This window comes from Streptococcus sp. HMSC076C08 (assembly GCF_001810825.1).
Taxonomy (GTDB): Bacteria; Bacillota; Bacilli; order Lactobacillales; family Streptococcaceae; genus Streptococcus.
Genome location: NZ_KV802719.1, coordinates 80,403 through 104,870, shown reverse-complemented (window position 1 = coordinate 104,870; position 24,468 = coordinate 80,403). Strand labels below are relative to the sequence as shown.

At 39.9% G+C, this 24,468-nt stretch carries 20 protein-coding genes; 19 read left to right on the top strand and 1 reads right to left on the bottom strand.

What is annotated here, in order from left to right; genetic code table 11:
• Positions 1-85: 85 nt before the first annotated feature.
• The gene (locus HMPREF2766_RS01380) at positions 86-1,570 is read right to left on the bottom strand and encodes a DUF1846 domain-containing protein (protein ID WP_000743588.1); all 1,485 of its coding nucleotides are present in this window, start codon (positions 1,568-1,570) and stop codon (positions 86-88) included.
• 152 nt (positions 1,571-1,722) lie between these two features.
• Here HMPREF2766_RS01380 and HMPREF2766_RS01375 point away from each other — a divergent pair, with 152 nt between their 5' ends.
• From HMPREF2766_RS01375 to HMPREF2766_RS01285, 19 genes are all read left to right on the top strand, one after another.
• Positions 1,723-3,333 (top strand): glycoside hydrolase family 13 protein, encoded by a 1,611-nt coding sequence (locus tag HMPREF2766_RS01375; RefSeq protein ID WP_070567292.1) that lies wholly within the window; start codon positions 1,723-1,725, stop codon positions 3,331-3,333.
• Between the two features lie 169 nt (positions 3,334-3,502).
• Complete coding sequence (locus HMPREF2766_RS01370; RefSeq protein WP_070567290.1) at positions 3,503-5,470, top strand: peptide ABC transporter substrate-binding protein; 1,968 nt, start codon at positions 3,503-3,505, stop codon at positions 5,468-5,470.
• 146 nt (positions 5,471-5,616) lie between these two features.
• Positions 5,617-7,578, top strand: a complete 1,962-nt coding sequence (locus HMPREF2766_RS01365; protein ID WP_080976151.1) for a peptide ABC transporter substrate-binding protein — start codon at positions 5,617-5,619, stop codon at positions 7,576-7,578.
• Positions 7,579-7,769: 191 nt separating this feature from the next.
• Positions 7,770-9,215: an LCP family glycopolymer transferase CpsA gene (locus HMPREF2766_RS01360; RefSeq protein WP_049489812.1), complete on the top strand. Its 1,446-nt coding sequence runs from the start codon at positions 7,770-7,772 to the stop codon at positions 9,213-9,215.
• Position 9,216: 1 nt separating this feature from the next.
• Positions 9,217-9,948 carry a capsular polysaccharide biosynthesis protein Cps4B gene (cps4B, locus tag HMPREF2766_RS01355; protein ID WP_049489811.1) on the top strand — a complete coding sequence of 244 codons (732 nt, stop codon included), beginning with the start codon at positions 9,217-9,219 and terminating at the stop codon, positions 9,946-9,948.
• Positions 9,949-9,956: 8 nt separating this feature from the next.
• A complete protein-coding gene (gene cpsC, locus HMPREF2766_RS01350; RefSeq protein ID WP_049489810.1) occupies positions 9,957-10,649 on the top strand; it encodes a capsular polysaccharide biosynthesis protein CpsC in 693 nt (230 codons plus the stop codon).
• 9 nt (positions 10,650-10,658) lie between these two features.
• Positions 10,659-11,342, top strand: a complete 684-nt coding sequence (locus HMPREF2766_RS01345) for a tyrosine-protein kinase (protein ID WP_049489809.1) — start codon at positions 10,659-10,661, stop codon at positions 11,340-11,342.
• A gap of 22 nt (positions 11,343-11,364) precedes the next feature.
• On the top strand, positions 11,365-12,732 hold the full coding sequence (locus HMPREF2766_RS01340) for a sugar transferase (RefSeq protein WP_000391463.1): 1,368 nt from the start codon (positions 11,365-11,367) through the stop codon (positions 12,730-12,732).
• A 30-nt stretch (positions 12,733-12,762) separates the two neighbouring features.
• Complete coding sequence (cps2T, locus tag HMPREF2766_RS01335; RefSeq protein WP_070567288.1) at positions 12,763-13,935, top strand: beta 1-4 rhamnosyltransferase Cps2T; 1,173 nt, start codon at positions 12,763-12,765, stop codon at positions 13,933-13,935.
• 3 nt (positions 13,936-13,938) lie between these two features.
• Positions 13,939-15,090 (top strand): glycosyltransferase family 4 protein, encoded by a 1,152-nt coding sequence (locus HMPREF2766_RS01330; RefSeq protein ID WP_070567286.1) that lies wholly within the window; start codon positions 13,939-13,941, stop codon positions 15,088-15,090.
• Between the two features lie 8 nt (positions 15,091-15,098).
• Positions 15,099-16,100, top strand: coding sequence for a glycosyltransferase (locus tag HMPREF2766_RS01325; RefSeq protein ID WP_070567284.1), 1,002 nt, complete (start codon positions 15,099-15,101; stop codon positions 16,098-16,100).
• 14 nt (positions 16,101-16,114) lie between these two features.
• Positions 16,115-17,116 (top strand): receptor polysaccharide phosphotransferase WefC, encoded by a 1,002-nt coding sequence (gene wefC / locus HMPREF2766_RS01320; RefSeq protein ID WP_070567282.1) that lies wholly within the window; start codon positions 16,115-16,117, stop codon positions 17,114-17,116.
• A gap of 29 nt (positions 17,117-17,145) precedes the next feature.
• Entirely contained in the window at positions 17,146-18,108 is a 963-nt protein-coding gene (locus tag HMPREF2766_RS01315; RefSeq protein WP_070567281.1) for a glycosyltransferase family 2 protein, read from the top strand.
• Positions 18,109-18,153: 45 nt separating this feature from the next.
• Positions 18,154-19,314, top strand: coding sequence for a hypothetical protein (locus tag HMPREF2766_RS01310; RefSeq protein WP_000912321.1), 1,161 nt, complete (start codon positions 18,154-18,156; stop codon positions 19,312-19,314).
• On the top strand, positions 19,311-20,723 hold the full coding sequence (locus tag HMPREF2766_RS01305) for a flippase (protein ID WP_070567279.1): 1,413 nt from the start codon (positions 19,311-19,313) through the stop codon (positions 20,721-20,723). The genes HMPREF2766_RS01310 and HMPREF2766_RS01305 overlap by 4 nt, the downstream gene beginning before the upstream one ends.
• A gap of 9 nt (positions 20,724-20,732) precedes the next feature.
• Positions 20,733-21,836, top strand: a complete 1,104-nt coding sequence (gene glf, locus HMPREF2766_RS01300; RefSeq protein WP_070567278.1) for a UDP-galactopyranose mutase — start codon at positions 20,733-20,735, stop codon at positions 21,834-21,836.
• A gap of 27 nt (positions 21,837-21,863) precedes the next feature.
• Positions 21,864-22,916 (top strand): glycosyltransferase, encoded by a 1,053-nt coding sequence (locus tag HMPREF2766_RS01295; protein ID WP_070567276.1) that lies wholly within the window; start codon positions 21,864-21,866, stop codon positions 22,914-22,916.
• A gap of 71 nt (positions 22,917-22,987) precedes the next feature.
• Positions 22,988-23,857: a glucose-1-phosphate thymidylyltransferase RfbA gene (gene rfbA / locus HMPREF2766_RS01290; RefSeq protein ID WP_070567274.1), complete on the top strand. Its 870-nt coding sequence runs from the start codon at positions 22,988-22,990 to the stop codon at positions 23,855-23,857.
• Positions 23,858-24,451, top strand: coding sequence for a dTDP-4-dehydrorhamnose 3,5-epimerase family protein (locus HMPREF2766_RS01285; RefSeq protein WP_070567273.1), 594 nt, complete (start codon positions 23,858-23,860; stop codon positions 24,449-24,451).
• Positions 24,452-24,468 lie beyond the last annotated feature (17 nt).

Sequence of the window (24,468 nt, the reverse complement as noted above, 5' to 3'; positions counted from 1 at the left end):
GATATTATGCGTTTGATTTTTTTTTATTATGTAAAGATTTACTGGATTTTTCTCTCAAATGGAGTTTTTGTCCAGCTTTGTTTATTTATTTACGATACAAGCGATCGTATTGGTAGTATGGATCAAAGGTTACGTTGATGCCTAGTTTGCGAAGGACATTCTTGTCTTCATCGGTCAAGATGATGGTTGAGTGAGCTTCGCTTCCTTTGAGATTCCCAAGTTCTTCCATGGCACGCGCAGCATCAGGATTTTCCATAGCTGTGATTGCAAGTGCAATCAGGATTTCATTTGAGTGGAGGCGAGGATTGCGACTACCGAGATGATTGATTTTAAGACCTTGAATTGGTTTGACGACTTCAGGCTCGATGAGTTTCACTTCCTTAGCGATGTTAGCTGATTTTTTGATGGCATTGATCAAGGCAGCAGCTGTAGGACCAAAGAGTTCAGAGTTTTTACCAGTCACGATTTCCCCATTTGGCAATTCAAGGGCTAGGGCAGGGCCACCAGTTTCTTCTGCTTTTTGGCGTGCAGCGACAGCAACCTTACGGTCTGCAGGTATGATGCCGAGGTCGTTCATGAGAAGTTCAATCTTCTTGACAGCAGTTTCTCCGACTTTTTCAGCTTTAAAATCAAGAACAGTTTGATAGTAGCGACGGATGATTTCTTGTTTAGAAGCTTCGACAGCAGCTTCATCATCTGTAATAGCGAAACCAACCATGTTGACACCCATGTCTGTTGGTGAAGCGTATGGAGATTCACCGAGAATGCGTTCCAACATACGTTTGAGTACTGGGAAGATTTCGATATCACGGTTGTAATTGACAGTAGTTTCTCCGTAAGTTTGAAGATGGAAGGGGTCAATCATGTTGACATCATCAAGGTCTGCGGTTGCAGCCTCGTAGGCCAAGTTGACCGGATGATGAAGGGGAAGATTCCAAACTGGGAAGGTTTCAAACTTAGCGTAACCAGACTTGATGCCATTAAGTTGGTCGTGGTACATATTGGACATACAAGTGGCCAATTTTCCAGAACCAGGTCCAGGAGCTGTTACGACGATCAAGTTGCGACTGGTTTTGATGTAGTCGTTTTTCCCCATGCCTTCGGGAGAAATAATGTGATCCATATCCGTCGGGTATCCTTTGATTGGATAATGAAGATAGGAATCAATCCCGTTTTTATCTAACTGGTTGCGGAAGGCATCTGCAGCGGGTTGGCCAGCGTATTGTGTGATGACAACGGAACCAACAAAAATTCCTAATTCATTGAATTTATCAATCAAACGAAGAACTTCTTGGTCATAAGAAATGCCTAGGTCGCCACGCGCTTTGGAATGCTCGATGTTGCTTGCGTTAATGGCGATCACAACTTCAACCTGCTCTTTCAATTCTTGCAAGAGCTTGATCTTGTTGTCAGGTTCATAGCCAGGTAGTACACGAGCAGCGTGGAAATCTTCCAACATTTTGCCACCAAACTCCAAGTAGAGCTTGCCGTCAAATTGGTTAATGCGCTCCAAAATGTGGTCGCGCTGTAGATTCAAATATTGTTCAGAACTAAAAGCTTGTTTTTTCATTTTTTTACCTCTGACCTCTATTATAATAAAAAATTGGGAGTTAGGAAACTATGGAGCTAAAAAAGAAATCAAAAAGATTAGGCAAACGCTTGCACTAAGTTTTAAAAAGCGCTATCATAGACTATAGATTATTAAAATAATGAGGTAAGAAGATGCAAGAAAAATGGTGGCATAATGCCGTGGTCTATCAAGTCTATCCAAAGAGTTTTATGGACAGCAATGGAGACGGAATTGGCGATTTGCCAGGAATTACTAGTAAGTTGGACTACCTAGCTAAGTTAGGGATTACAGCTATTTGGCTTTCTCCTGTTTATGACAGTCCGATGGATGATAATGGCTACGATATTGCTGATTATCAAGCGATTGCAGCTATTTTCGGGACTATGGAGGACATGGACCAACTCATCGCAGAAGCTAAGAAGCGTGGCATTCGAATTATCATGGACTTGGTGGTCAATCATACCTCAGATGAACACGCCTGGTTTGTCGAGGCCTGTGAAAATCCTGACAGCCCCGAGCGAGACTACTATATCTGGCGGGATGAGCCCAATGATTTGGAGTCTATCTTTAGTGGGTCTGCTTGGGAATACGATGAAAAATCAGGTCAATACTATCTTCACTTTTTCAGCAAGAAACAGCCTGATCTCAACTGGGAGAATGAAAAACTGCGCCAGAAAATTTACGAGATGATGAACTTCTGGATTGATAAAGGCATTGGCGGTTTCCGTATGGATGTCATTGACATGATTGGGAAAATTCCTGATGGGAAAGTAGTCAATAACGGTCCTATGCTCCATCCCTATCTCAAGGAAATGAATCAGGCGACCTTTGGAGATAAGGATCTCTTGACAGTAGGGGAGACCTGGGGGGCAACGCCAGAGATTGCCAAATTCTACTCTGATCCAAAGGGACAAGAATTGTCTATGGTCTTCCAGTTTGAACACATCTGTCTTCAATATCAAGAAGGGCAACCTAAGTGGCACTACCAAAAAGAGTTAAATGTAGGGAAGTTGAAAGAAATCTTCAACAAATGGCAGACAGAGTTAGGAGTTGAAGACGGCTGGAATTCCCTCTTCTGGAACAATCATGACCTTCCTCGCATCGTCTCTATCTGGGGAAATGAGCAAGAATACCGTGAAAAATCTGCTAAAGCCTTTGCGATTTTGCTTCATCTCATGAGAGGGACGCCTTATATCTATCAGGGTGAAGAGATTGGAATGACCAACTATCCTTTTGAAACACTGGACCAAGTAGAAGATATTGAATCCCTCAACTATGCGCGTGAAGCTCTTGAAAAAGGTGTTCCGCTCGAGGAAATTATGGACAGTATCCGTGTCATCGGACGTGATAATGCCCGTACCCCGATGCAATGGGACGAGAGCAACAACGCTGGCTTCTCAACAGGTCAACCTTGGTTGGCAGTTAATCCAAACTACGAAGAAATCAACGTTCAAGAAGCACTGGCAAATCCAGATTCTATTTTCTATACCTATCAGAAGTTGGTTCAAATCCGTAAGGAGAACAGCTGGCTGATTCGAGCTGATTTTGAATTGCTTGATACAGCTGACAAGATCTTTGCCTATATCCGTAAGGACGGTGACCGTCGTTTCTTAGTTGTGGCTAACTTGTCCAATGAAAACCAAACCTTTTCAGTAGAAGGAAAAATTAAGTCAATCTTGATTGAAAACACTACTGCTAAAGAAGCAGTTGAAAAACAAACCTTAGCACCATGGGATGCCTTCTGTGTGGAACTAACGGATTAAAATAAGTGAACCTCAAGCATTTGATGCTTGGGGTTCTTTTGTTGAAAAATATATAGAAAAACCTTTAAAAAATATTTGTTAGAATTTTCTAAAAAATCTGGCGAAAGTTCTTGCTTTTATGAAAAAATAGGGTATAATGGTGAAAACACTATCTTTAAGGAGATTACTTATGAAATCGAAAAAGTGGCTCTTAGGAGCAGGTGCTGTTTTGAGTGCAGCCCTACTGTTAACTGCTTGTGGGCAAAGTGAAAAGAAAGCGGATGCTCCCAAGACTTTCTCTTATGTCTACGCTATGGATCCATCTTCTTTGGATTATAGTGTGACGAGCAAGAGCTCAACCTCTGACGTTATAGCAAACGTTGTTGATGGTCTTTTGGAAAATGATAAGTATGGGAACTTAATTCCATCACTTGCAGAAGACTGGTCTGTTTCAAAGGATGGTTTGACTTACACCTACAAACTTCGTAAGGGTGTAAAATGGTATACTTCTGATGGAGAAGAATACGCTGAAGTTAAGGCCAAAGACTTTGTTACTGGGCTTAAACATGCTGCTGACGGAAAATCAGATGGTCTTTCTTTGATTCAGGATTCTATCAAAGGTTTGGCAGAGTATGTTAGTGGTGAGAGCAATGATTTCTCTACCGTAGGAGTTAAGGCTGTTGATGATTACACGGTAGAATACACGCTCAACAAACCAGAAAGTTTCTGGAACTCTAAGGTCACAACTGCAACCATGCTGCCAGTTAATGAAGAATTTTTGAATTCTAAAGGGAGCGACTATGGTGCACCAACCCCATCAGGTATCCTATATAATGGTCCTTATTTCTTGAAATCATTGACTTCAAAATCAGTCATCGAATATGAAAAGAATCCAAACTACTGGGATAAGGACAATGTCAAGATTGACAATATTAAACTAACTTTCTACGATGGATCAGACCAAGAATCTTTGATTCGTAGCTTTACACAAGGTGCCTATACAACAGCTCGTCTCTTCCCAACAAGTTCAAATTTTGAGTCAACTAAACAAGAGTACGGAGATAAGATTGTTTACAGTCCACAAGAAGCGACAAGCTACTACCTCACTGTTAACGTAAACCGCCAATCTTATAATAAAACAGCCAAAACAGACGAGGCTCAAAAAACTTCAACGAAAGAAGCTCTTCTCAACAAGAACTTCCGCCAGGCGCTAAACTTTGCCCTTGACCGTCATTCTTATACTGCTCAGTTGAATGGTGAAGAAGGTGCGAACAAGATTATCCGTAACAGCCTAGTGCCTCATGACTACGTTCAAGTGGGTGAAAAAACCTTTGGAGAGTTGGCACAGGCAGAGCTCGTTTCATATGGAGACCAGTGGAAAGATGTAGCCCTTACAGATGGCAAGGATACGATTTACAGTCCTGAAAAAGCTAAGGCAGCCTTTGCTAAAGCCAAGGAAGAATTGCAAGCCAAGGGTGTTACATTCCCAATCCATTTGGATATCCCCGTTGAACAAACAGATGTAATCGCGGTTCAACAAACCAATTCACTCAAGCAGTCAATCGAATCATCACTTGGTACTGAAAATGTCATTGTCGATGTCCTTCAAATGACCGATAATGAAAAGATGAGCATTACGTCTCAAGCCAAGGTGCCATCTCAAAAAGACTATGATTTGAACGGAACTGGTTGGGGACCAGACTATCAAGACCCAGCTACCTACCTAAACATTCTTGATGCCAAGAAGGGTTCTGCCCTTAAACACTTGGGGATTAAGCGCGGACAAGATCCAGAAGTGATGGCTCAAGTTGGACTGGACGAATACAAGAAACTCTTGGATGACGCTGCAGCTGAAACCAGCGACCTTAATAAGCGTTATGAAAAATATGCTAAAGCTCAAGCTTGGGTGTCAGACAGCTCGCTCTTAATCCCAGTTGCTTCTTCAGGTGGTTCTCCAACGGTTAGCCGTACTGTACCATTTACAAAAGCTTACTCTCAAGTCGGAATCAAGGGAGACCCATTTGTATTCAAAGGATTGGAGTTGCAAAATGACGTTGTGACTGCAAAAGAATACGAAGAAGCCTTCAAGAAATGGCAACAAGAAAAAATCGAGACAAATGCCAAATACCAAAAAGAACTTGAAAAACACGTCAAGTAATCTATAAATAGAAAAGGAAGTTGCAGGAAACTGTGCTCCCTTTTTTGTTTTAGACACCAGTTATCATAAAGGCAGTAACTTTACATTTTTGAATAAATTTGATAAAATATGGTTATGTTATAAAAACTGACATAAAGGAGTGAATGATGATCAAACTGAAAAAAAGACTAATCGGGACAGGTCTTGTCTTAGCGACAGGGATTTTGCTCTCTGCATGTGGACAGTCCAACACAGATACTAGCACTTATTCATCAACATTTAGTGCGAATCCAACAACTTTTAACTATCTCCTAGATTATTATGCAGATAACACTGCCGTTATTACCAATCTTGTAGATGGTTTATTAGAAAATGACAGCTATGGGAACCTCGTACCTGCTCTTGCGGAGGATTGGTCTGTTTCATCAGATGGTTTGACCTATACTTACAAGCTTAGAAAAGATGCCAAGTGGTATACGGCTGATGGTGAGGAATATGCTTCAGTCAAAGCTCAGGATTTTGTCGCTGGGATCAAATATGCCGCTGACAACAAGGGGCAAGCCATGGATCTGATCCAAAATTCAATCAAGGGATTGAATGATTATGTGACGGGTGTGACTAATGACTTTTCAACTGTTGGTGTCAAAGCCTTGGATGATTACACAGTCGAGTACACTTTGACTCGACCAGAACCGTATTGGAATTCAAAGACAACCAATAGTATTCTTTTCCCAGTCAACGAAGAGTTCTTGAAATCAAAGGATAAAGATTTTGGTACCTTGACACCAGACAGCATCCTTTATAACGGTCCATATCTGTTAAAAGATTTCACATCAAAATCTTCGATCGAATATGTGAAGAATCCACACTATTATGACCATGATAAAGTAACCATTGAAAAAGTTAAGTTAGCCTACTTTGATGGGTCAGATCAGGAGATGACCATTCGAAACTTTGAAAGTGGTGCTTACTCGATTGCGGGAGTCTATCCAAATAGTTCGAACTATGCTAAGACAAAAGAAAAATACCAAGACAATATCGTCTATAGCTTACAAGACAAGACATCTTGGTACTTTAACTTTAACGTCAACCGCAAAACCTATAATCATACCGCTAAAACAACAGATGAACAAAAGAAATCAGCTCAAACAGCTATCTTAAATAAAAATTTCCGTCAAGCTATCAACTTTGGTATTGATCGAACAGCCTACTCTGCTCAATCTAACGGTGAAGAAGCAGCGAGCAAAACCCTTCGTAATACTCTGGTTCCCCCAACATTTGTCCAGGTGGGAGATAAGACCTTTGGAGAAGTAACAGCTTCTAAGCTTGTGAACTACGGAACTGAGTGGTCAGGTATCAATTTGGCAGACGCTCAAGATGCCTACTTCAACAAGGAAAAGGCCCAAGCAAAACTTGCAGAAGCTAAAAAGGAATTGGAAGCCCAAGGCGTGACTTTCCCAATCCATTTGGATGTCCCTGTTGATCAGACAAATAAAAATGCGGTCTCTGGTATGAATTCGGTTAAACAAACCCTTGAAACAGTACTAGGTTCTGACAATATCGTCATTGATGTTCAACAGCTTTCTACAGATGACTTTGGAAATGTTGCTTTCTTAGCACCAAATCCAGCAGCTCGTGACTACGACCTAAACTTTGATGGTTGGGTTGGTGATTACCAGGATCCATCAACTTATCTAGATCCCTTCAATGCTGAAACTGGCTTCTATCTCAAGATTTTTGGTCTTGATGCCAAGGAAGACCAAGAGCTCATTAAGAGTTTGGGGCTCGATACCTATACACAACTCCTGAAAGAAGCAGATGCTGAGAACAAAGATGTCGCTAAGCGCTATGAAAAATACGCTGAAGCTCAAGCTTGGATGATTGACAATTCTCTAGTCATGTCTGCTATGTCAAATGGCGGTACAGCCTCTGTAACCAAAGTAACTCCGTTTACACGTGCCTACTCCCTAGTAGGTATCAAGGGTGACGGAAATAATTATAAGTACATGAGATTACAAAAAGACCCTGTTACCAAGAAACAATTTGATGAAGCCAAGGCTAAGTGGGAAGAAGAAAGTAAAAAGGCTATCGAAAAGAGCCAGAAAGAGTTTGAAAACCACGTAAAATAAGATCACAGACAAGGTTGCCCCTGAGCGCCTTGTCTTTTTGTGTAGAATGGCATTCGGAACTTTGCTCATATTTTAGAGCAACTTAAGAGAACAAAAGCGAATGAAAACGCTGAAAATAGCAAGGATGGATGGAATTTCCATCATGATTGTGATATAATATTTATAACTATTAACGTGTATAGGGGATTATCATGAGTAGACGTTCAAAGAGAGCTCGTTTAGGGAATGTAAAACGAAATATTAATATAGTTTTATCAACCATTTATTTATTATTGAGTGGTTTTTTGCTGTTCTTAATTTTTAAACATAATATCTTAGCTTTTCGGTACCTCAATATCCTTACTGCGGTTCTTATTTTTATTTCTGCTGTAATTGCAATCCTTCTGATAGTGTATAAAAAAGCCGAGAAGTTTACGGTTTTCTTTTTGACAGTTGCTATCGTAGTTAGCTCGGTTTCTCTCTATGCTTTGCAGCAGTTTGTCGGTTTTACCAATCATATCAATGCGACCTCAAACTACTCAGAGTATTCGATGAGTGTGGTCGTTTTGAAAGATAGTGAAATCAATAATGTGACTCAGTTAGAGAGTGTAACAGGTCCAACTGAAACAGATAATGACAATATCCAAAAGTTGGTGGCGGATATTAAGACGACACAGAGTAAAGACTTGACAGTTGAACAGAGTGCTTCTTATCTAGCAGCTTATAAGAGTCTGCTTTCTGGCGAAACGAAAGCAATTGTCTTAAATAGTGTCTTTGAAAATATCATTGAAGCAGAGTATCCAGATTATGCTTCAAAAATCAAAAAAATCTATACAAAACAATTAACTAAGGATGTTGCGGCACCAAAGGTATCGAAGAATAAAGCTTTCAATATTTATGTGAGTGGTATTGATACCTATGGTCCGATTAGTTCCGTTTCGCGTTCAGATGTGAATATTCTAATGACTGTGAACCGAGATACCAAGAAAATCCTTCTGACTACAACGCCTCGAGATTCCTATGTTCCGATTGCGGATGGGGGGAATAATCAAAAGGATAAATTGACCCACGCTGGTATTTATGGAGTGGACTCGTCGATTCATACCTTGGAAAATCTCTATGGAGTGGATATTAACTATTATGTGCGCTTGAACTTCACTTCTTTCTTGAAATTGATTGACCTTCTAGGTGGTGTTGATGTCTATAATGATCAGGATTTCACTTCTTTACATGGCAAGTATCATTTCCCCGTTGGGAATGTCCATCTAGACTCTGAGCAGGCTCTTGGTTTTGTTCGTGAGCGCTACTCTCTAGCAGATGGAGATCGTGACCGTGGTCGAAACCAACAAAAGGTTATTGTAGCTGTTATTCAGAAATTAACTTCAACCGAAGCTTTGAAGAACTATGACAATATCATCCAAGGATTGCAAGATTCTCTTCAGACCAATATGCCTTTGGAAACCATGATGGATCTGGTTAATACTCAATTGGAGAGTGGTGGGAACTACAAAGTCAACTCTCAAGACTTGAAGGGAACTGGACGCACGGATCTTCCTTCATACGCTATGCCTGATAGCAACCTCTACATGATGGAAATTGATGAAAGTAGCTTGGCCGCTGTCAAAGCTGCTATCAATGATGTGATGGAGGGCAAGTAGCATGATAGATATCCATTCGCACATCGTTTTTGATGTGGACGATGGTCCAAAGTCGATAGAGGAAAGTAAAAAACTTCTTAGAGAGGCTTACAGTCAAGGAGTGAGGACAATTGTTTCCACTTCGCATAGACGAAAAGGAATGTTCGAAACTCCTGAAGAAAAAGTCGCAACTAACTTTTTGAAGGTGCGAGAAATAGCTAAGGAAGTTGCGGATGACTTAATCATTGCCTATGGGGCAGAAATCTACTATACGCCAGATGTTGTTGAGAAGTTAGAAAAGAAATTAATCCCAACCCTCAACGATAGCCGCTATGCTTTGATTGAGTTTAGTATGAATACAGCCTATCGGGATATGCATAAGGGATTGAGTGATATTCTAATGCTAGGCATTACACCCGTCATTGCCCACATTGAACGTTACGATGCTTTAGAAAACAATGAAAAGCGCGTGCGAGAGCTGATTGATATGGGATGTTATACCCAGGTTAATAGTTCTCATGTTTTGAAACCAAAACTCTTCGGAGAAACCTATAAATTTATGAAAAAGAGAGCCCAGTATTTCTTGGAACGAGATCTGGTTCACGTGATAGCAAGTGATATGCACAACTTGGATCACAGACCTCCTCATATGGAGGAAGCCTATGATATCATTGCTAAAAAATACAGTGAAGATAAGGCTAAGGAACTTTTTAAGGATAATCCCCGAAAAATAATAATGGATCAATTGATTTAGGAGAAAAAATGAAAGAACAAAATATGATGGAAATCGATGTATTTCACTTGCTTAAAATCCTTTGGAAACGAAAATTTTTAATTGCTTTGGTAGCATTCGTGACAGGGACAGTAGCATTTGCCTACAGTAGTTTTATTGTGAAGCCGGAGTTTACGAGTACGACCCGAATTTATGTGGTCAATCGTAATCAGGGAGATAAGCCTGGCTTGACTAACCAAGACTTGCAAGCAGGATCTTACTTGGTAAAAGACTATCGCGAAATCATTCTCTCGCAAGACGTTTTAGAGAAGGTTGCGACTGATTTGAAACTAGAACTTCCTCCAAAAGGTCTAGCTAGTAAAATCAAGGTAACAGTTCCAGTGGATACGCGTATTGTATCGATTTCTGTTACAGACCGTGCACCTGAGGAAGCTAGCCGTATCGCCAACTCTTTGAGAGAGGTTGCGGCTCAAAAGATCATCAGCGTCACTCGCGTTTCGGATGTGACAACACTTGAAGAAGCACGCCCTGCAACATCGCCATCTTCACCAAATATTCGTCGCAATACCATGGTTGGATTCCTTGCGGGGGCGGTTGTGATGGTTGTCGCAGTTCTCCTAGTTGAGCTCTTAGATACACGAGTGAAACGTCCAGAAGATATTGAGGACGTGATGCAAATTGCACTATTGGGAGTAGTTCCAAATTTGGATAAATTAAAATAGGAGAGAAAAATGCCAACGTTAGAAATTGCACAAAAAAAATTAGATTTGGCAAGAAAAGCAGAAGAATACTACAATGCCCTTCGCACCAATATTCAATTGAGTGGGAATAACTTGAAAGTGATTTCCATTACCTCTGTCAAACCAGGAGAAGGAAAATCAACAACTTCTACCAATATTGCTTGGGCTTTCGCGCGTGCGGGCTATAAGACACTGTTGATTGATGCGGATATCCGTAATTCAGTCATGTCAGGTGTCTTTAAATCACGGGAAAAGATTACAGGCCTAACAGAGTTCTTGTCAGGCACAACAGACCTATCACAAGGTTTATGTGAAACCAATGTTGAAAATTTGTTTGTCATTCAAGCGGGTTCTGTATCACCAAACCCAACAGCTTTGTTGCAAAGTGAAAATTTTGCGACCATGATTGACACCTTACGCAAGTACTTTGACTACATCGTTGTAGATACTGCTCCGATTGGAGTTGTTATCGATGCGGCGATTATCACGCAGCAGTGTGACGCTTCTGTTTTAGTAACTGCGGCTGGTGAAACAAATCGTCGTGATGTCCAAAAAGCTAAAGAACAACTCGAACAAACAAGCAAACCATTCTTAGGAATTGTGCTTAATAAACTCAATACTTCAGTTGAGAAGTATGGATCATATGGGGCTTATGGCTCCTATGGAAAAAAGTAAGAGTTAGCTTAGGGAATAGATTATGGAAGAAAAGGGATTGAAGATTACTTTGGCGGCAATCCAGAGTTTTCTTGTCATTTTATTAGCTTATTTACTTAGTTTTGTTAAGGAAACAGAGATTGTAAATACTTCGGTTATTATCTTGTTCATTCTTCATTTTTTTGTGTTTTATATCAGTGATTATGGGCATGATTTTTTTAAAAGGGGTTATTTAGCAGAGTTTATCAACACGACAAAGTATATCGTGTTCTTTGCTTTAGCTATCAGTATTTCGAATTTTTTCTTAGAAGATCGTTTTAGTATCTCTAGACGAGGAATGATTTATTTTTTGACAATACACTCTATTCTGTTGTATTTGTTGAATCTATGCATTAAACGCTATAGAAAAAGCATCTTTCCAAATCTCAAGGGGAGTAAGAAGATATTCTTGATAACAGCTACCTCTAGGGTTGAAAAAGTCATCGATAGGCTGATAGAGTCGGGAGAAATTTTTTGGAATTTGGTGGCGGTCAGTGTTTTAGACCAGCCTGATTTCCAGCATCAAACCTTAACCGTTGTACCTGCTGAGAACATCTTAGACTTTGCTACTCATGAAGTTGTCGATGAGGTTTTTATCAATCTACCAAGTGAAGAGTATGACATCGGGGAGTTTATCTCACTTTTTGAGACAATGGGAATTGACGTGACAGTTAACCTGAATGCTTTTAATAACTATCTAGGTAGTGATAAAAAGATTCGTGGGATGGCAGGGCTGAATGTTATCACGTTTTCTACAAAATTTTATAAGACGAGTCATGTCATTGCTAAACGTTTCATTGATATTGTCGGTTCGATTGTCGGATTGATTATTTGTGGTTTGGTGAGCATTGTTTTGGTTCCAATGATTCGACAAGATGGTGGGCCAGCGATTTTTTCTCAAACGCGTATTGGAAAAAATGGTCGACATTTCACTTTCTATAAATTTAGATCCATGTGTGTGAATGCTGAAATGCGCAAACAAGAACTTTTAGCTCAAAATACCATGCAAGGTGGTATGTTTAAGGTTGATGATGATCCTCGTATCACTCCCATTGGTCGCTTTATTCGTAAGACCAGCCTAGATGAGTTGCCACAGTTTTGGAATGTTTTAATGGGAGATATGAGTCTAGTAGGGACCCGTCCCCCAACAGTTGATGAGTATGAGAAATATACTCCTGAACAGAAACGTCGATTGAGTTTTAAACCTGGGATAACAGGCTTGTGGCAAGTCAGCGGGCGAAGTGAGATCAAGGATTTCAATGAAGTTGTCAAATTAGATGTGGCCTATATTGATGATTGGACTATTTGGAAAGATATTGAAATATTGTTAAAGACCGTTAAAGTTGTATTTATGAGAGATGGGGCGAAGTAATTTCTGCCCTTCAGTCCTGTTAGGAGAGAAATGAAACAGTCAGTTTATATTATTGGTTCAAAGGGGATTCCTGCTAAGTATGGAGGATTTGAAACCTTTGTTGAAAAATTAACCGAATATCAAAAAGACAGCAACATACAATACTATGTTGCTTGTATGCGTGAAAATTCTGCTAAGTCTGGCATTACGGAAGACCAGTTTGAGCACAATGGAGCCATTTGCTTCAACATCGATGTACCCAATATCGGCCCGGCCCGCGCCATCGCTTACGATATTGCAGCGGTCAACAAGGCTATTGAATTGGCTAAGGAAAACAAGGACGAGGCTCCCATTTTTTACATTCTAGCTTGTCGCATCGGTCCTTTTATTTCTGGACTTAAGAAAAAAATTCGTGCGATTGGTGGCTCTTTGCTGGTGAATCCTGATGGTCATGAATGGTTGCGAGCAAAATGGAGCCTTCCAGTTCGTAAGTACTGGAAATTTTCAGAGCAGCTCATGGTCAAACATGCAGATTTACTGGTCTGTGACAGTAAAAACATTGAAAAATATATCCAAGAGGATTATAAGCAGTACCAACCAAAGACCACCTATATTGCCTATGGGACAGATACAGCTCCTTCAATCCTGAAAGCAGAAGATGCCAAAGTTCGAGATTGGTATAAGGAAAAAGAAGTTAGCGAAAATGGCTATTATCTAGTAGTGGGACGATTTGTTCCTGAAAATAACTACGAAGCCATGATTCGTGAATTTATCAAGTCCAAGTCCAAAAAGGACTTTGTTCTCATCACAAATGTGGAGCAGAATAAATTTTACGACCAGTTGTTACGGGATACTGGTTTTGACAAAGATCCTAGGGTCAAATTTGTCGGTACTGTCTATGACCAAGAGTTGCTCAAGTACATCCGTGAAAATGCCTTTGCCTATTTACATGGGCATGAGGTTGGAGGAACCAACCCTTCTCTACTGGAAGCTTTAGCATCCACAAAACTAAATTTGTTGCTAGATGTTGGTTTTAACCGTGAGGTTGGTGAAGACGGGGCCATTTATTGGAAAAAAGATGAGTTGGCACGCGTCATTGAGGAAGTAGAGGGATTTGATCAGGTAGTGATAGCTGACTTGGATTTCAAGTCAAGCCAAAGAATTATCACAGCTTTCACATGGGAAAAGATTGTGTCAGATTATGAAGAAGTGTTTAAAGGATAGGGAATGAAACGGATTTTATACTTGCATGCTGGTGCAGAAATGTATGGAGCAGATAAGGTTTTATTGGAATTGATAAAAGGATTGGATTCCAAAGAATTTGAAGCTCACGTCATCTTGCCAAATGACGGTGTTTTAGTCGAGGCTTTGCGCCAAGTTGGAGCTAAGGTCAGCGTGTTGGATTATCCGATTTTACGTAGAAAATACTTTAATCCTAAAGGCATTGCCGACTATATTCGCTCTTATAATTTCTATGCTAAGCAAATCGCCCTCTATGCTCGAGAACACAGTATAGATATGGTTCACAATAATACAGCGGCTGTTTTGGAGGGCATCTATTTGAAACGCAAGCTCAAGCTGCCTTTGATTTGGCATGTTCATGAGATTATCGTCAAACCCAAAGCTATTTCTGACTTTATCAATATGCTCATGGGACGATATGCAGACAAGATTGTGACGGTGTCCCAAGCGGTCGCTAATCATATCAAGCAGTCTCCCTTTATCAAAGATAGCCAAGTGGAAGTGATTTATAACGGTGTCGATAATGCTGTCTATTATCCAATGGATGCGTCTTCTATTCGTGAAAAATTTGACATTGCGCAAGATGCACTTGTGATTGGCATGATTGGTCGGGTCAATGCTATTAAAGGACAAAATGATTTCATAGAAGCAGTCGAGCCACTTTTGGAAAAGAATGAGCAAGCGGTGGCTTTCCTGGCTGGAGGTGTTTTTCCTGGTGAAGAATGGCGCTTAGATGAACTAGATAAGAGAATAGCTTCTTCATCTGTTGTGTCACAAATTCATCGTATTGATTACTACGATAAGACTTCTGAACTTTATAATATGTTTGATATCTTTGTCTTACCAAGTATAAAACCTGATTCCCTACCTACAGTAGTCCTAGAAGCCATGGCTTGTTCAAAACCAGTTGTTGGTTATAACAATGGGGGAATAGCTGAAATGGTAGTAGATGACAAAAGTGGTTGCTTAGTCAAACCAAATTCTCCTCAAGAACTGTCTAATGCCATTTCTCTCTTACTAGATAGTTCTGAAAAAAGAGAAAAATTTGGGCGAGTAGGATATCAGAGACAAAAAGAGCTGTTTTCTTTGGAGAGTTACATCAAGAACTTCTCGGAATTTTATGATAATTTACAATAAGGGGTATAATGGAAAATTTAATCATTTTAGACAGTGAGCTACAAAAAAAGAATGAAGAGTATTACCAATCTCTTCATGGCGGGAGCCGAGTAGTTTATACCAACTATGAAAGTCCACTTATAAGAAGAGTACGTAATTTCAAATACATCGGTAGTGCTTTGTATCATTTTTTAATGTGGAAAATGTCCTATGATTATGCTCGGAAATTCATAAAATATGATGTCAAGAAAATTATTTGTGTAAATCCTCTTGTAGGTATCTTTTTAGGAATTTTAAATAAAAGTGGCAAGGAAATTACATTAGCAGGGTTTTTGTTTGAGAATAAGAAAAATAAAATCTATTATTATTTACGAAAGCAACTTGTGAAAAAGTCTTTCCAGAATATCAGTAATATCATAGTCTATGGTTCAAAAGAAATTCATTATTATTCGGAACTCTTTCCAGAATTTCAGGAGAAATTTAAATTTATTCATTACGGCTTAGATTATGATAATCAACTAACTTATCAAGGTTCTTTACCAACTAAGTATATCTTTTCAGGTGGAGGTAGTAACCGAGATTATGAGACTTTAGTCAAGGCAGTGGAGACTTCAACCCTTTCAATGCCGTGTGTGATTGCAACTCAGCCATGGAGAGTTCCTACGCATGGTTCAAACATTCAAGTTTTATCTGATGTAGTAGTAGAAACCTTTGGAGATGTATTAGCTAAGTCCGATTTCCTTGTCCTATCGTTAAAAGATATTGATTTATCCGCTGGTCATATGGTTATGCTTCAAGCAATGTCTCTAGGAGTTCCTATCATTGTGAATGATATTCCCTCTGTTCGAGATTATGTTGATGAATCTCTGGTGACTTTTTATCCTTCAGGGGATTTTGAGGCACTAGCACAGCTAATGGAACATTTCAATCCTATGGTTGATGATATTATTCAAAAAGTTGATAAAGCAAAGGCACTATACTTTGAACAATATACCTCTATAAAATTGATGGATAGACTATTGAATTTTTAAATAGGAGAGACTGAATGGTAGAAAAGATTGATTTTGTTGTCGCATGGGTTGATGGGAATGATTTGGTTTGGAGAGAAAAGAAAGCCCAATACGATGGCTCAATAAACACTTTTAAAGAGGGTATGAACTCAGAGAAATCCTATCGTGAATGGGGAACTTTTAAGTACTGGTTTAGAGGTGTGGAAAAATTTGCTCCTTGGGTCAATAAGATCTACCTTGTGACTGACCAGCAAAAGCCAAGCTGGTTAGAGTTAAACAGTGAAAAATTGGTCTTGGTAGATCATACAGAGATTATCTGTAATGACTATCTACCAGTTTTTTCTGCTAATCCTATTGAAAGCAATATCCATCGAATCCCTGGACTCTCTGAGCACTTTGTCTTTTTTAATGATGATATGTATTTGACGGCTCCAGTTGAGCCGATAGACTTTTTCTCGGAAGATGGTTTGCCAAAGTATGTTACAGCTTTAGCTCCTATTACAACGGAGAGATATGGAACTGGTCATTTCCAAATGAATGATATGGGAATTATCACTAGCCATTTTACAAAGGAAGAAATTTTTAGGAATGGACAATTTCTTTCCTTTAAGCATGGAATTAAACAAATTATCAAAACCCTACTATATGGAACTACTAAGTTTATCTGTGGTTTCTGGGAGAGTCATCTGCCCTATCCTCTACTAAAATCAACAATGGACTTGGTATGGGAAAAGGAAAAAGCAGTTTTGGAGACAACCTCAGCGAGTCGCTTCAGAAGTCCCTCTGATACCAATGTTTGGCTCTTTAAATATTGGCAGATCGCTAGTGGTCAATACGCTATCGGAAATCCTAAGTTAGGGGGACTCTTTTCTTTGGATAATGCCGGACCAGATTTTTGGAAGCTACTGAATTCTGGTAAATACCAAATTATGTGTATCAATGACGGACACAACGTTCAAGATGAGGAACAGGTGATGGCAGACTTCGTCAAGGCTATGGACCAACTGCTTCCAGATAAAAGTTCATTTGAGATTTAAACAGTAAAACTAAGTAAGAGGAAGAAAAGATGATTTCGGTAATTGTGCCTGTTTACAATGTGGAGGACTACCTTCATTATGCCATGGAGAGTTTAGAAAATCAGACTTACAAGGATATGGAAGTCCTCTTGGTCGATGATGGATCGAGTGATGGATCAGGTCTCTTGTGTGACCAGTATGCCCAGCAGTATGATTGGGTGACTAGCTACCACAAGGTCAACGGTGGTTTATCTGATGCTCGCAACTATGGGGTTTTGAAAGCCAAGGGTGACTGGATCACCTTCCTAGATCCGGACGACTATTTAGAACCTTACGCCTTGGAACTGTTAGCAGAGCTACAAGGTCGGACCCAAGCAGATATGGTTAGTGGTAAAGTAGAGCCGACAGCCTACTATCATCGTTATCAGAATTTTCACTTGGATCAGATTGATCTAGACCAGGTTAAAGTCTATGATAAGGCGAAGGCTCTGACTGAGATGCTCTACGGAGACCTTGTGACGGTCTCTGCTTGCGGGAAACTCTATCGGAAAGAACTTCTGGAGAAAGCTCCCTTCCCCAAGGGGCGCATCTACGAAGACCTCTATGTCATCAGTGAGCATCTCAACCAAGCCCAATCTGTGGCCTTGTTTCATCTTCCGATTTACCATTATTACCATAGACCGGGTAGCATTACTGCCTCGGCCTTCACGCCTAAACAATATGAGTTTTATGAAGCAATCGATCATTTAAAAGAGGTTGTGAATGCAACCTATCCTGAGAATTCGGAACTCCAAGCAGCCATTATTTCTCGCTTCTTTACAGGAAGTCTTCTTATCTTTACGATGATTCGTGACGGAGATCCAGCAGAGTTCAAGCGACTTCAGGAGAAGACGAGACCCTATTTGCCTCTTGTCTTGAAGAATGCTAGAGTTAGTAAGAAACGTAAGATTCTCTATGTCTTGATTAGCAGGTATCCACGCCTCTATTATTACTTTAAAAAGTGGAAAAAATAAACGACTGAATGAAAAAAGTTCAGAAATTAGAAAAGGAAAATGAAGATGTTAAAGATAGAACGTGATAAATTGCTCGTGACAGCAGTTTTATTTGTGATAATTTCTATAGATATGATAAACACTTCAATGTTAGCACCTGTATTACCTAGTATACCTAATTTTGTTCCTTTCTTTGCAATCATGTTACTAGCTGTGCGTTTTTTATATATTCGTAGCTATTCTTTGAGTTTTTTAATATTTGCACCTACCCTCATTTTAGTTGGAAGTATGGTTTATTATAAGGCAGGAAACTTAAATGGTTTAATGTTTTTGCTGTTGATTGTTTTTCTTTATAAAGCAGATTTAGAGTCGATACTTAAAATTTATACTTGGACGAGTTTATCTTTTATAGTGTTTATTATTTTACTATCGTTAGTCAATGTTATTCCTAATTTACAGTTTGTTCAAACTCGCCCCGTGGGAGTGGTTGTACGTAACTCTTTTGGTTTTATCTATCCAACCGACTTTGCTTCTCATTGTTTCTATCTCTTTACTGCCCTTTCCTATCTCCTTAGAAAGAAGTTTATCTTCCTGAGAACCCTATCAGGTGTAGCCTTGGCGGCCTTTATTATTTATTATTGTGATGCCCGTTTAAATGCAGGCTCCATCTTAGCAGCAACAGGAATTTTTCTATACTTTTATTATCGTAACAAGACTGAATGGCGTTTATTTTCCCTACTGCCTTTTTCGGCTGGTATCGCTTCTTCGGTCATGATTTATCTATCCAACAAGTTTAGTTGGTCTCATCCAATATATGTTTCTCTGAATAACTTTTTCGGAATGCGATTGTATTTGGGACATGAAGCGCTTAAGAAATATGGCGTACAGTTATTTGGAATTCGTGGAATTTCCTTTGTTGGATATGGAGGAAAGACAGAAACGGTTTTGAACTATGACTATGTGGATTCGTCTTATGTACAAATGTTATTTACTTACGGTTTGATTCCAGTTGTTATGTTGGTATGCCTATACATGGTTCAGTCTTGGACTCTCTATCGTAGGAAGAACTATTTATTGTTAACCTGCCTGGCCTTAGTAACAGTCAATTGTATGTTTGAGGCCTTCTGGGTTCGTCCATCATACAATATTTTTATGTTCCTTCTTTTTGCTACCATCCCAGCGATGGAATTTGAAGGAGAAAAATCTGAGATGGGGGAAGCCGTGTGAGAGTTTTAAAAAATTACTTGTACAATCTGTCCTATCAGTTACTTGTCATCGTCCTACCAGTGATTACAACTCCCTATATCACCCGAGTTTTCTCTTCGGATGATTTGGGATCTTACGGATACTATAACTCTATCGTGACTTATTTTATCCTACTAGCGACGCTGGGAGTAGCGAATTATGGGACCAAGGAAATTTCTAGCCATCGTAAGGAAGTTGAAAAGACCTTCTGGGGTATTTACAGTTTACAAGTCCTTTCAACCTGTTTAGCGGTTACTCTGTATATCATTGTCTGCTTGCTTGTACCGTCGATGAACAATCCAATTGCCTATATACTTGGCTTTAGTTTGCTGTCTCGTGGTTTTGATATTTCTTGGCTTTTTCAAGGGTTAGAAGATTTCAAAAAAATCACAGCTCGTAACACAATGGTCAAACTTTTAGGGGTTGTTTCGATATTCCTATTTGTTAAGAAACCATCCGACTTGTACTTGTATATCATCCTCTTGGTTGCCTATGATCTACTAGGGCAGTTGAGTATGTGGCTTCCTGCTCGGGAGCACATTCGCAAGCCGCATCTGGATATAGCCTATGCCAAAGAGCATATCAAACCAGTCATTCTCTTGTTTCTACCGCAGATTGCCATTTCGCTCTACATCACGCTAGATCGCACTATGTTAGGTGCCTTGTCTTCGACCAAGGATGTCGGGATCTATGATCAAGCCTTGAAATTATTGAATATTTTATTGACCTTGGTAACTTCGCTAGGTAGTGTCATGTTGCCTCGGGTTTCCAATCTCCTCTCATCAGGTAATCAAAAGGCGGTTAACAAGTTACATGAAATGTCTTTCTTAGTGTATAACTTGGTTATCTTCCCGATGATTGCGGGGATTTTAATTGTTAACAAAGATTTTGTCAATTTTTTCCTGGGGCAAGACTTCCAAGATGCTCGCTATGCGATTGCCATCATGGTCTTTAGAATGTTCTTTATTGGCTGGACCAATATCATGGGAATTCAAATCTTGATTCCTCACAATAAGAATCGTGAATTTATGCTATCAACAACTATTCCAGCTGTTTTTAGTGTGGGCTTGAATCTCCTCTTGATCCCGCCTCTGGGCTATATTGGAGCTTCAATTGTATCTGTTGCGACTGAAGGTTTGGTCTGGCTGATCCAACTCTACTTTACACGTTCGTATCTAAAAGAGGTCAAGATCTTTCCATCTATGCTGAAAATACTTCTAGCAGCACTCCTGATGTACGGCGCCTTGTATTCTGTACAAGCTTTCATGCACTTCTCGTCTGTTGTGAATGTCTTGATCTATTCTCTGCTTGGCTTCCTAGTCTACGGTGGCTTGGTTTTGGTCTTACGTGTCTTGGATTTTCAAGAACTAAAAAGTGTTTTAAAGAAATAAGGAGATTTTATGTACGATTATTTGATTGTCGGTGCTGGCTTGTCAGGTGCAATCTTTGCCTACGAAGCTAACAAACGTGGCAAGAAGGTGAAGGTGATTGATAAACGAGAACATATTGGTGGGAATATCTATTGCCAATCTGTTGAAGGAATCAATGTCCACAAGTATGGGGCTCATATCTTCCATACATCTAATAAAAAGGTATGGGAATATGTCAATCAGTTTGCGGAGTTTAACAATTATATCAATTCTCCTATTGCCAACTATCAAGGACATCTTTACAATCTGCCTTTCAATATGAACACTTTCTATGCTTTGTGGGGGACAAAGACACCCCAAGAAGTCAAGGACAAGATTGCTGAGCAGACGACACACATGCAAGATGTTGAGCCTAAAAATTTAGAGGAACAAGCCATTAAGTTGATTGGTACGGATGTTTATGAAAAGCTAATCAAGGGCTACACCGAAAAGCAATGGGGGCGTTCTGCTACTGAACTACCACCCTTTATCATCAAGCGTTTACCTGTTCGATTGACCTATGATAACAATTATTTCAATGACCGTTACCAAGGGATTCCAATTGGTGGTTACAATGTCATCATCGAAAAGTTGTTGGAAGGAATCGAAGTAGAGCTTAATACAGATTTCTTTGCTGATCGGGAGAACTTGGAGGCTTCAGCAACTAAGATTGTCTTTACAGGGATGATTGATCAGTTCTTTGACTATAAGTTTGGTGAACTTGAGTATCGTAGTCTCCGTTTTGAGCATGAGATTTTGGACCAAGAAAATTATCAAGGAAATGCCGTAGTCAACTATACTGAGCGTGATATTCCCTATACACGTATCATCGAACACAAACATTTTGAGTTTGGGACTCAGGACAAGACGGTTATTACTCGAGAATATCCAGCAGATTGGAAAAGAGGAGATGAACCTTACTATCCAATCAATGATGCCAAAAACAATGCAATTTATGAGCAGTATCTAGCAGAAGCTGAGAAAAATGGGCGCGTTATTTTCTGTGGGCGCTTGGCAGATTATAAATACTATGATATGCACGTGACTGTTGAACGTGCATTGGATGTGGTAGAAGAAGAACTAGGGAGTATCTAAGAACATCACGGATAAAGGGGAGAAAAGGTGAAATATTATCTGAAGGATTCATTTCTGCATAATGCACACGAAAAGAATGCAGGGAGTAAGGCACGAAATGACGTGGAAATTATTCTAATCTCAGAGGGTTATGAGGGGTTGGAGCTCAAGGTTGAGAATTGGTATAAGATGAATTTCTTTAAAGCTCAACAACACAAATATCGTGCGACCAAGTCTGTGTTTGATCAGTTGGAAGCTGGAGATGAATTGGTGATTCAGTTCCCTATTATCCACCATACATTTTTCATCTCACAACTCATCAAGCAGGCGCAAAAAAGAGGAGTTAAATTCTATCTTTTGATTCATGATATTGAAACCTTGCGTCATGCAGCAGGTTCAGAAGTGAAATTTCGTCATAAAGTGAGAAATTACTTCCAAGAGAAGAAAGCTCTAACGTCAGTGGATGGGATTATCGTTCATAATGATATCATGAAAAATGTTTTAGCCGGTCAAGGATTTCCGTCTGATAAAATGGTAAGTCTAGAGATTTTTGATTATTTGATTCCAGACTTCCAAGAAAAAACTCTTCCTCAAAAAGATCAACCTATCATAGTTGCTGGGAATTTGAATTTGACTAAATCAGGCTATCTTTATAATTTGCCAGAACAGCCAGCCTATAACTTGTATGGAGTGGGCTATGATGAAAGTCGTGCATTGAAAAACACTAGCTACTTTGGTTCCTTTATGCCAGATGACCTCCCAGCTGCTCTTGAAGGTAGTTTTGGTTTGGTCTGGGACGGAGACAGCTCAGAAACCTGCCAAGGTTCTTACGGAAACTATCTACGCTTTAACAACTCGCACAAGGCCTCTCTTTATTTGGCTTCGGGCTTTCCTCTAGTGGTTTGGAAAGAGTCTGCCCTTGCGCATTTTGTTCTGGATAAACAGTGTGGTCTAGCAGTTGATTCTCTACACGACCTCCAAATAGTACTAGATGATTTGACACTTCAAGACTACAAGGAACTTTCAGAACAAGCTAGGAAAGTTGGAGCTGCTCTTCGAGACGGAGCCTATTTAAAAGCTGCCTTATCCAAATTGAAGTAAATTCCTTAGGGAATTTGGGACAAGATGAAATATAATATAGGATAGGTAATTAGCCAGAAAGGAAACCTATTATGAAAGGTATTATTCTTGCGGGTGGTTCAGGTACCCGACTGTACCCACTTACTCGAGCTGCGTCAAAACAGCTGATGCCGGTTTATGATAAACCCATGATTTACTATCCTTTGTCAACCTTGATGTTGGCAGGGATTAAGGAAATTTTGATCATCTCAACACCACAGGATTTGCCCCGTTTTAAGGACCTGCTCTTGGATGGTTCCGAATTTGGGATCAAGCTTTCCTATGCGGAACAGCCTAGTCCCGACGGACTTGCTCAGGCTTTTCTTATCGGTGAAGAATTTATCGGCGACGATAGTGTTGCTTTGATCTTGGGGGATAATATCTATCATGGACCTGGTTTGAGCAGAATGCTTCAAAAGGCAGCTAAGAAAGAGAAGGGTGCGACTGTTTTTGGCTACCAAGTGAAGGATCCAGAGCGTTTTGGTGTGGTCGAGTTTGATACAGACATGAATGCTATTTCCATAGAAGAAAAACCGGAGAATCCTCGCTCTAACTATGCAGTGACAGGTCTTTATTTCTATGACAATGACGTTGTGGAGATTGCCAAACAGATCAAACCGAGTGCTCGTGGCGAGTTGGAAATCACAGATGTCAACAATGCTTATTTGAAACGTGGAGATCTTTCTGTTGAGGTGATGGGCCGTGGTTTTGCCTGGTTGGATACTGGGACACATGAGAGTCTGTTAGAAGCATCCCAATATATCGAAACGGTTCAACGAATGCAAAATGTTCAGGTTGCCAACCTAGAAGAAATTGCCTACCGAATGGGTTATATCAGCCGCGAAGATGTGATGAAGTTGGCGCAACCTCTCAAGAAGAATGAATACGGGCAATACTTGCTCCGTTTGATTGGAGAAATCTAGATGACTGATAATTTTTTCGACAAAACACTTGCAGTGCACAAGATTGATGCCATTCCAGGTTTGTTAGAGTTCGACATTCCAGTTCATGGTGACAATCGTGGCTGGTTTAAGGAAAATTTCCAGAAAGAAAAGATGCTACCGCTTGGTTTTCCTGAAAGCTTCTTTGCTGAAGGAAAACTGCAAAATAACGTCAGCTTTTCTCGCAAAAATGTTCTTCGAGGACTCCATGCTGAACCTTGGGATAAGTACATCTCAGTAGCAGATGGTGGCAAGGTTCTGGGTTCTTGGGTTGACCTACGTGAAGGTGAGACTTTTGGAAATGTTTATCAGACCGAGATTGATGCAAGTAAGGGAATCTTTGTCCCTCGCGGCGTAGCCAATGGTTTCCAAGTCCTCTCGGATACAGTTTCTTATAGCTATCTGGTCAATGACTATTGGGCACTTGAACTCAAGCCTAAATATGCTTTTGTCAACTATGCAGACCCAGCTTTGGGCATTGAGTGGGAAAACCTAGAAGCAGCAGAAGTCTCAGAAGCTGATAAAAATCATCCCCTACTTAAGGATGTCAAACCACTAAGAAAAGAAGATTTGTAAAAAAGTTAAGGAATAAA